This window comes from Sphingomonas bacterium (assembly GCF_903644135.1).
Classification (GTDB): Bacteria; Pseudomonadota; Alphaproteobacteria; order Sphingomonadales; family Sphingomonadaceae; genus Sphingomonas.
Map to the genome: position 1 here is coordinate 1 of NZ_CAHJXA010000095.1, position 8,752 is coordinate 8,752.

5 protein-coding genes are annotated in these 8,752 nt (G+C 67.1%); 2 read left to right on the forward strand and 3 right to left on the reverse strand.

Features of this window, described 5'->3' with window-relative positions; genetic code table 11:
* Together HUU96_RS06835 and HUU96_RS06840 are read left to right on the forward strand one after the other, a co-directional pair.
* Positions 1–1,364: enoyl-CoA hydratase-related protein (locus tag HUU96_RS06835; protein WP_254605073.1), on the forward strand; the 1,364-nt coding region annotated here is incomplete at its 5' end.
* Between the two features lie 10 nt (positions 1,365–1,374).
* Complete coding sequence (locus HUU96_RS06840) at positions 1,375–3,159, forward strand: acyl-CoA dehydrogenase C-terminal domain-containing protein (RefSeq protein WP_174292089.1); 1,785 nt, start codon at positions 1,375–1,377, stop codon at positions 3,157–3,159.
* On the opposite strand, the gene HUU96_RS06845 is transcribed toward HUU96_RS06840, so the two are convergent.
* From HUU96_RS06845 to HUU96_RS06855, 3 genes are all read right to left on the reverse strand, one after another.
* On the reverse strand, positions 3,154–4,785 hold the full coding sequence (locus HUU96_RS06845) for a long-chain-fatty-acid--CoA ligase (protein ID WP_254605074.1): 1,632 nt from the start codon (positions 4,783–4,785) through the stop codon (positions 3,154–3,156). The genes HUU96_RS06840 and HUU96_RS06845 overlap by 6 nt on opposite strands.
* Before the next feature lie 111 nt (positions 4,786–4,896).
* Positions 4,897–6,756: a CocE/NonD family hydrolase gene (locus HUU96_RS06850; protein WP_174292091.1), complete on the reverse strand. Its 1,860-nt coding sequence runs from the start codon at positions 6,754–6,756 to the stop codon at positions 4,897–4,899.
* Positions 6,757–6,835: 79 nt separating this feature from the next.
* The coding region (locus tag HUU96_RS06855; RefSeq protein ID WP_217430284.1) for a TonB-dependent receptor at positions 6,836–8,752 on the reverse strand (1,917 nt) is incomplete at its 5' end.

Consider the following 8,752-nt stretch of genomic DNA (forward strand, 5'->3'; position numbering starts at 1 on the left):
CCCCCGCCGGCGCGGCGGGCAAAGGCGACATCGCCGCGCTGATCGCGACGCCGGGCAAGGTCGGCGACTATGCCTGGGCGGTGCTGGGCGCGACGCTCGCCTATGCCGCCGCGCTGGTGCCCGAGGCGGCCGAGGATGTGGTCGCGATCGATGAAGCGATGCGGCTCGGCTACAACTGGCGATATGGCCCGTTCGAGCTGATCGACCGGATCGGCGCATCCGCCTTCGCCGCGCGGCTGGAGGCGGAGGGCAGGCCGGTGCCGGAGATGGTCCGCATCGCCGGCGAGCGACCCTTCTACCGGATCGAGGGCGACCGGCCTGTATTCCTCGGTCGCGACGGAGCCTATCGTCCGATCGTCCGCGCGGAAGGCGTGATCCGGCTGGAGGATTACAAGCGTGGCGCGCAGCCGATCCGTAGGAACGGCTTGGCCGCCTTGTGGGACATCGGCGATGGCGTGGTCGCGCTGGAGTTCACCTCCAAGCTCAACACGATCGACGGAGACATCCTGAAGCTGATCGGCGAGACGGTCGGCATTGTCGCCCAGAACCATAAGGCGCTTGTGATCTACACCGATGCGACGAACTTCTCGGCCGGTGCCAATCTGGGGCTGGCGCTGTTCGCGGCGAATATCGCGGCGTGGGGGGAGATCGAGAAGCTCGTCGCCGGCGGGCAGATGGCGTTGAAGGCGCTTAAATACGCGCCCTTCCCGGTCGTCGCGGCACCGGCGGGCATGGCGCTGGGTGGCGGCTGCGAGATCCTGCTGCACTCGGATGCGATCCAGGCCCACGCCGAAAGCTATATCGGCCTGGTCGAGCCGGGCGTCGGCCTGATCCCCGGCTGGGGCGGGTGCGGCGAGATGATCGATCGCTGGACTAGGGCGGGCGCGCTGCCGAAGGGGCCGATGCCGGCCGTCGCGAAGGTGTTCGAGATCGTCGCCGCCGCCACCGTCGCCAAGTCGGCGGCGCAGGCGAAGGAGTTCGGCTTCCTGCGCCAGGCAGACGGGATTACGATGAACCGCGACCGGTTGCTGGCGGATGCGAAGGCCAAGGCGCTGAGCCTGGTCGATGGCTATCAACCGCCCCAGCCGCCCGAGTTCCGCCTGCCGGGGCCGAGTGGGCGGCTCGGACTGGCGATGGCGGCACGCGGTTTCCACAAGCGCGGCCTCGCGACCGACTACGACCTCGTCGTGTCCGACACGCTGGCGCAGGTGCTGACCGGCGGCGAGGCCGACCTGGTCGACACGGTGACGGAAGGCGATCTGGTCACGCTGGAGCGGCAGGGCTTCATGGCGCGGATGCGCGACCCTCGCACGATCGCCCGGATCGAGCATATGCTCGACACCGGCAAGCCGCTGCGCAACTAGGAGACGATCCATGCAGGTTTATGCACCGCCGCTGCGCGACATGCGCTTCGTCCTCCACGAACTGCACACCGACGACGGCTTTGGCGACCTGACCCATTTCGAGGAGTTCACCCCCGACCTGCTCGATGCGGTTCTGGAGGAGGCCGGCAAGGTCGCAACCAACATCCTGCTGCCGATCAACGCCAGCGGCGACGTCGAGGGCTGCCGGCTGGAGAACGGTGTCGTGCGTACGCCGGAGGGGTTCCGCGCAGCTTACGACCAGTTCCGCGACGGTGGCTGGTGCGCACTGGCCTCCGATCCGCAATGGGGCGGCCAGGGCCTGCCGGAGACGGTCAACAAGCTGGTCGAGGAGATGATCTGCGCGACCAACGTGTCGTTCAGCCTCTACCCAGGCCTCACCCATGGCGCGACCGCGACGATCGAGGGCCATGCCAGCGAGGACCTGAAGGCGGCCTATCTGCCCAAGATGGTCGAGGGCATCTGGTCGGGCACGATGTGCCTGACGGAGGCGCATTGCGGCACCGATCTCGGCCTGTTGCGGACACGCGCGACGCCGGCCGGCGACGGCAGCTATCGGATCAGCGGCTCCAAAATCTTCATCTCGGCGGGCGACCATGACCTGACCGAGAACGTCATCCACCTCGTCCTCGCCCGGCTGCCCGACGCGCCCAAGGGCGTGAAGGGGATCAGCCTGTTCCTCGTGCCCAAATACCTGCCCAACGCCGATGGCGTGCCGGGGACGGGCAACGGCGTCTCCGTCGCCGGGATCGAGCACAAGATGGGGATGAAGGCCTCCGCCACCTGCCAGCTTGACTTCGCGGACTCGGTCGGCTGGCTGGTCGGGGACGCCAACAAGGGCATGGCAGCGATGTTCACGATGATGAACACCGAGCGCGTGTCGGTCGGCATCCAGGGGCTCGGCATCGGTGAGGCGGCCTACCAGGCGGCGGTATTCTACGCCAAGGACCGCGTGCAGGGCCGCTCGCTCGCTGGCGCGAAGCGGCCGGACCTGCCGGCCGATCCGATCGTCGCCCACCCCGACGTGCGGCGGATGCTGATGACGATGCGCGCCTATAACGAGGGCTGCCGCGCGGTCGGTGCCTGGGTCAGCCGGGCGCTCGACGCCGAGAAGCACTCGGCCGAGCCGGAGGTGCGCGCCCGCGCCGCCGACTTCACCGCGCTGATGACGCCGGTCGTGAAGGCGCTGTTCACCGATCACGGCTTCGACAGCGCCAATCTGGCGGTGCAGGTCTATGGCGGCCATGGCTACATCCGCGAACACGGCGTCGAGCAACACGTCCGCGACGCCCGTATCGCCATGATCTACGAGGGTACCAACGGCATCCAGGCGCTCGACCTCGTTGGCCGCAAGCTCCCCGCGCATACCGGCCGCTATCTGCGCGCCTTCTTCCACCCAGTATCCGCATTGCTCGACGACCTCGCCGGGGACGAGGGGCTGAAGCGGATGGTGGACGCGCAGAAGCAGGCGTTCGGCGCGCTGCAACTCGCGACCGGGATCATCGCGCAGAAGGGCCTCAAGGACCCGGAAGAGGCGGCTGCCGCCGCGACCGATTACCTGCGGCTGATGGGACTGGTGGCGATGGGCCATTGCTTCCTGAAGGCCGCACGCATCGCCGCTGGTGCCGGCGAGGACGCCGATCGCGACTTCTACCGCGCGAAGCTGGCGACGGCGGCGTTCTTCTTCGATCGCATCCTGCCCCAGGCCGGCGCCAGCTTCCTCGCGATCAAGGCCGGCAAGCGCTCGATGATGGCGCTCGACGACGCGGCGCTATGATCCGGCGCTCTTCGCCTTCTCCTCGGCGACCAGTTCCTTCTTCGACAGCTTGCCGATCAGCGTCTTGGGCAGACGGTCGCGGATCTCGATCTGGCGCGGCATCTCCAGCTTGTTGATCCGTTCGCGCAGGAAGGCGCGGATCGCTTCGGTCGTGATCGCCTGATCGGGTCGCAGCGTCACGAACGCCTTTGGCGTCTGGCCCCGATACGGGTCGTCGATGCCGATCACCACCGCCTCCAGCACGGCCGGGTGCTCGTAGAGCGCGTCCTCGATCACGCGGGGATAGATGTTGTAGCCGCCCGCCAGGATCACGTCCTTAATGCGATCGACCAGGAACAGATAGCCCTGCTCGTCCAGATAGCCGACGTCGCCGGTTCGCAACGCGCCGTCGACGAACACCTGGGCATCGTCGTGCGGACGCCGCCAATAGCCCTTCATCACCTGACGGCCGCGCACGCAGACTTCACCGCGCCGCCCGGCCGGTAGGAGCTCATGCGGATCGTCGAGATCGCGCACCTCGATCACCGTGTCGGGAAAGGCTGGCCCGCAGCTATTGTCCTTGATGACACCGTCGATCGGGTTGCAGGTGATGATCGGCGCGGCCTCGGTCAGGCCATAGCCTTCGACCACAATGCAGCCGGTCTTCTCCTCGAACGCCTGGCGTATCTCGATCGGTAGCGGCGCACCGCCGGAGATCGAGAACTTCAGCGACGACATCACGGCCAGCTTGTTCCTGGGCAGCGCACCGAGCGCGTTGAGCATGGTCGGCACGGCGAACAATTCGGTGCAGCGCGTCCGCTTCATCGCCTTGAGGAACTGGCGCATCTCGAAGCGCGGGAGCAGCACGATCGTCGAGCAACTATCGATGCCGTAGTGGAGGACGGTCGTCAGCGCAAAAGCATGAAAGAGCGGCAACACCCCCATGATGCGCTCCTTGTCCAGGCCCATGCGCGATACGTGCCGGGTCATCTGCGCGCTGTTCACGACGAGATTGTCGTGGGTCAGCATGGCAGCCTTGGGCTCGCCGGTCGTCCCCCCGGTATATTGCAGGACGGCAACGTCGTCCGGGTCGCGAGCGACCGGATCGGCGGGGCGATCGTCACGCAGAAGATCGGCGAAACGGACCTCGCGACCATCGCCTGCGACCGGTGCGATGTCGCCGCGCTTGAACAGGCGATACAGTTGCCGCTTCACCATGGGCAGCGCATCGGCCATCGGGCAGACGACCATCGTGTCGAGCGTCCGCTCGTGGATGAGATGGGCGAGCTTGCCGTGATATTCGGGCACGTCGCAGCACGCGACGATGCGCGCGCCGGAATCGTGCAGCAGGTGGGCGATCTCGCGCGGCGTGTAGAGCGGATTGATGTTGACCACCATGCCGCCGATCCGGTGCAATGCGAAGTACAGGATCACATAGGCCGGCATGTTGGGCAGGCAGAGCCCGACGGGCGTACCCTTGACGACGCCAAGCGCCTGCAAGCCGCGGGCGCATCGGTCGACCCGGGCGGCCAGCGACGCATAGCTGGTCTTTGCGCCCATGAAGTCGATCGCGGTGCGGTTCGGCACGCTCGCCACCGCATCGTCGAGCAGATCCGTCAGCAGCCGCCGCGGCGTCTCGAGCGTCATGGCTGTACTCGCATCCGCGATGGATGATCGGCAGAACCAGGGCGCGTTGACCATGGACGACACTTCATGGCGGGTTCGGTCCTGGCCACCAGAACGACGCTGTCGATCCGATCAACTGCCGGAGACCGGTGCCAGGGGAAGATGCAGCTGCGATCCCCCCTGGCCGATATCGATCGTCCAGTGCTGACCGGCCGATGCCGGACTGGCGAAATGCGCCTTGTCCGCACCCGCGATCACCAGCCTGATGCGCGACCCCTTCGTGAAGACATGCGAGATCGGCTGGAGCCGGATCGCGATCTGGAGGCGGCGGTTCGCCGTATCGGCCAGCTTGTCCTTGGCCAGGTCCGAGTGCGACGGCGCGAAGCTCTTGTGATCGACAGCACCGATGGCACTGTGCGACGACCGCAACTCGCCTTCGGTCACGTACAGCGAGGCACCCGACGGCTTCACCTCTTCCAGATAGACGAAATAGTCGGCATCGGCGGCCGGGTTGGTCACGGCCAGATCGAGCGTCGGATATCCCGTCACCTCCGCCGCCGCCGTCAGCGCCGGGCCGGTGAACGACAACAGCTGGCGGTCGGCCGCGCCCCGGTCGGCGTAGAAGACCGGGCCGCCGCCCAAGGTGGTGTTCCAGCGCGAGTTGTCGCCGGTACCGGCATCCCCCGTCGGTGAATAGTCGATGCTGCCCGATCCGGCGCAGGAGCCCGCGTCGAGCGTTGCCACCTTGGTCAGGCAGAAGGTCGCGCCCTTGGCCTGGCGCGGCCAGGTCGCGGCGGAGCGCCATTGGTCGACGCCGGTCGTGAACCAGCGCACGCGCGGCTCGCGCTCATAGCCATTGTCGATGCCGGCGACATAATGGTCGAAGAAGCGCAGGATCTCTGCATCGGCATCGAAGCTCGACGCGGTCGGCTGCGCCACGCCCGGCTCGTAGAACGCTTTTACGCCATGATTGGAGGAGGGAATGATCAGCCGCCGCTCGGGTGAGGCCGAGTTCTGGAACCGCTCGATCGCGCCATTGGCATAGCCGGAATCATACCAGCCCGAGATGGCGAGCAGCGGCGTATGAAGCTGGTCGATCGACGTGCGATAGATCGCCGGGTTCGGCCAGGTGGTCGGCCCCGACAGCGACGGGTCGTCGCGGAAGTTGACCGGCCCAAGCTCGGCGCCGCTGTTGATGTTGCGCTGGTGCCCAGCGATCGCCGCCGCCTTCAGCTTGCCGTCCTCGTCGCCATCGACCGGGCATGGCCCGCGCCAGTCGAGCTGCTTCAGGATCGGCACCAGCTCGGGATGGCCGACGTCGAGCGCACGGTCGAAGCCGCCCCAGCCGGTGATGAAGAACTGGTTGCGCACGCCGCCCGGGAAGTCGAGGTCGGTGTAGTAATCATAGCCCGCCGAGATCGGTGCCACCGCCTTCACATGGCGGTTGTGGTTGCGCAGCAGCATCTCCGCGGTGGTGCCGACGTAGGAGATGCCTTCGTCGCCGACGCTGCCGTTCGACCAGGGTTGCGCCGCGATCCAGTCGACGATGCGCGACCCGTCCTCGACCTCCACATCGGAGAACTCCGCCGCGCGCGTGCCGAACGACGCGCCGGTGCCGCGCACGTCGAGGACGACGACCGCATAGCCGCGCGAGGCGAAGAAGGCGAAGTGCGGCGACACGGCCTTGCAGCTCTGCGCCGCATCGGCACCGACCACCGTCGAGCGGTAATAGCGCGTCTGCTCCAAGACGGTGGGTAGCTTCTGGCCGGGCGCCACGACGTCGGGAAGATAGATGTCGACCGCCAGCCGGGTGCCATCGGGCATGGCGACATAGGTGGAGCGCTTTACCACCTTCGACGTCGCCGGGCGCGGCACCCCGCTCCAGGTCGGCGCATCCGGCGCGGCAGCCTGGGCACGAGCGGCCTGGCTGCCGACAAGGCCGATGCCGAGCGCCATGCAGCCCGCCAGCTTGAGCTTCAGCGCGAATGACATGAAGAACCTCGTTATGGGCGCTTGGTCGCCCGATGATGTAGGCATTTGGCGGCCGCTTTCCGGCCGATGCGCACCGCCGCTAGAAACCGACGCGCCCGGTCAGGCCGATGGTGCGCGGCCGGATGCGAAAGGCATATTGCGGGGCGGCGGGGAACACGCCGCCGACGATGAACGCCGGCGCCGCCGATCGCTTGCCGTCGCTGTCGAGCAGGTTGCGACCGAAGATGGTCAGCTCGAAATTGTGGTGGACGATGCCGGCGCGCACGTCGAACGTGCCATAGTCGCCGAAGCGGAGACCCTGCGACGCGAAGTCGGTATAGGATGAGCCGACATACTGGCCGCTGGCGCGGATATAGGCGGCTTCGTCCTTGTAGGTGAAGTTCAGCTGCGCATAGGCCGAGCCCTGCGCGCGCGGCGACGCGGGCAGGCGGTCGCCGTCCTTTGCCCCGACGACCGTTCCGCCGACGGCCGAGGTCCGTACCAAGGTCGGCGCGTCCTGCGTCAGCGCCGCGTTGTTGAGCGACAGCGAGCCGCCAAGGTCGAGCCAGGTGGCCGCCTTCGCCGCCGCTTCCAGCTCGAAGCCATAGATGCGTGCGGCACCGGCATTGGCGGTATATTCGATGCTGCCGGGCGACAGCAGCGAGACCTGCAGGTTCTTCCAGTCGATGTAATAGCCGTCGGCGTTGATCTGCAACCGGCCGCCCATCAGGTTGGACTTCACGCCCGCCTCATAGTTCCAGAGGTGATCCGACCCATAGGTCGGCGGCACGCCGGGCCCGCCAAGCCCCGCCGTCAGATTGGCACCGCCGACCCGATAGCCGCGCGCCGCCTGGGCATAGAGCGACACCTGACCGGTCGCATGGTACAGCACCGAGAAGCGCGGATTGTAGCTCGTCTCACGCTCCGGCAGCTGGAAGGTCGCAACGGTGTTGCCGCCGGTCAACAGGATACCGCTCGACGTGCTGGAGATGTTAAGCGTCGTGCGCGACACGCGCAGGCCCGCGGTAAGGTCGAGCTTGCCGCCGACCGTATAGGTCGCCTCGCCGAAGCCGGCGATCTCCTCCTGCTTGCCGGGGCTGGTCAGGTTGACCAGATTGTCGGTGCCGAGATAGGGCCGCAGCCCGGGGGCGGTGATGGTCTGGCCGCCGTTGGTCTTCGAGTTGAGATAGAAGCCGCCGATCGTCCAGCGGAACGGACCACTGCCGTTGGACCCGAGCCGCAGCTCCTGGGTGTAGATGTTGGACGCGGCAAATTGCCGGCCCGGCGAATTGTCATTGAGCGCCGGCAGGCGAAACGCCAGCTGCAGATAGTCGGTGTAGAACCCGTAATCGTCCAGGATATCGACGGTCCGCCGGATATAGGTCGACGACGAGAACAGCGAAACGCCGCCGAAATCATAGGTGAGGCCGAGATTGGCCAAGGTGCTCTTGGCGCGGCTGTCACCCGCCTGCCGTTCGGTGGTCACCTGCTTGCCGTAGATGGTCGGCTGCACATACAGGCTGTCGCCGGGCGAGGAGTCGCGGCTGTTCTGGTAGGCACCGGTGAGCGTCACCGATAGCTGGTCGGTCGCCTTGGCGGACAGCGAGACGCGGCCGCCATAGGTCTGGTTGCGGTTGACGTTCGCCTGGTTGAGGCGGAGGTTGTCGATCCAGCCACCCTCGTTGAAGCCATAGCCGACGGCGCGCACGGCGACGCGGTCGGTCACCAGCGGCACGTTGAGCACCACATTGCCCCATTGCGAGTCGGACCCTGCCCGGGTGCCGGCGAAGCTGCCCTCGATCGAGCCGGACAAGCGCGTCGGGTCCGGCTTGTTGGTGATGTAGCGCACCGCGCCGCTGATCGAGCCCGACCCGAACAGCGTCCCCTGCGGCCCGCGCAGCACCTCGACCCGCTCGACGTCGACGATGCGCAGGTTGGTGGTGAGGAGGCCGGCGGTGGCGGGATCGACGGGGATGTCGTCGAACAGCACCGACACGGTCGACTGCTTGAGGACCAG

Bases quoted from the DNA above. Each gene is read 5' to 3' on its own strand.
- HUU96_RS06840 (WP_174292089.1), top strand. From the start codon at position 1,375: ATGCAGGTTTATGCACCGCCGCTGCGCGACATGCGCTTCGTCCTCCAC.
- HUU96_RS06845 (WP_254605074.1), bottom strand. From the start codon at position 4,785: ATGACGCTCGAGACGCCGCGGCGGCTGCTGACGGATCTGCTCGACGAT.
- HUU96_RS06850 (WP_174292091.1), bottom strand. From the start codon at position 6,756: ATGTCATTCGCGCTGAAGCTCAAGCTGGCGGGCTGCATGGCGCTCGGC.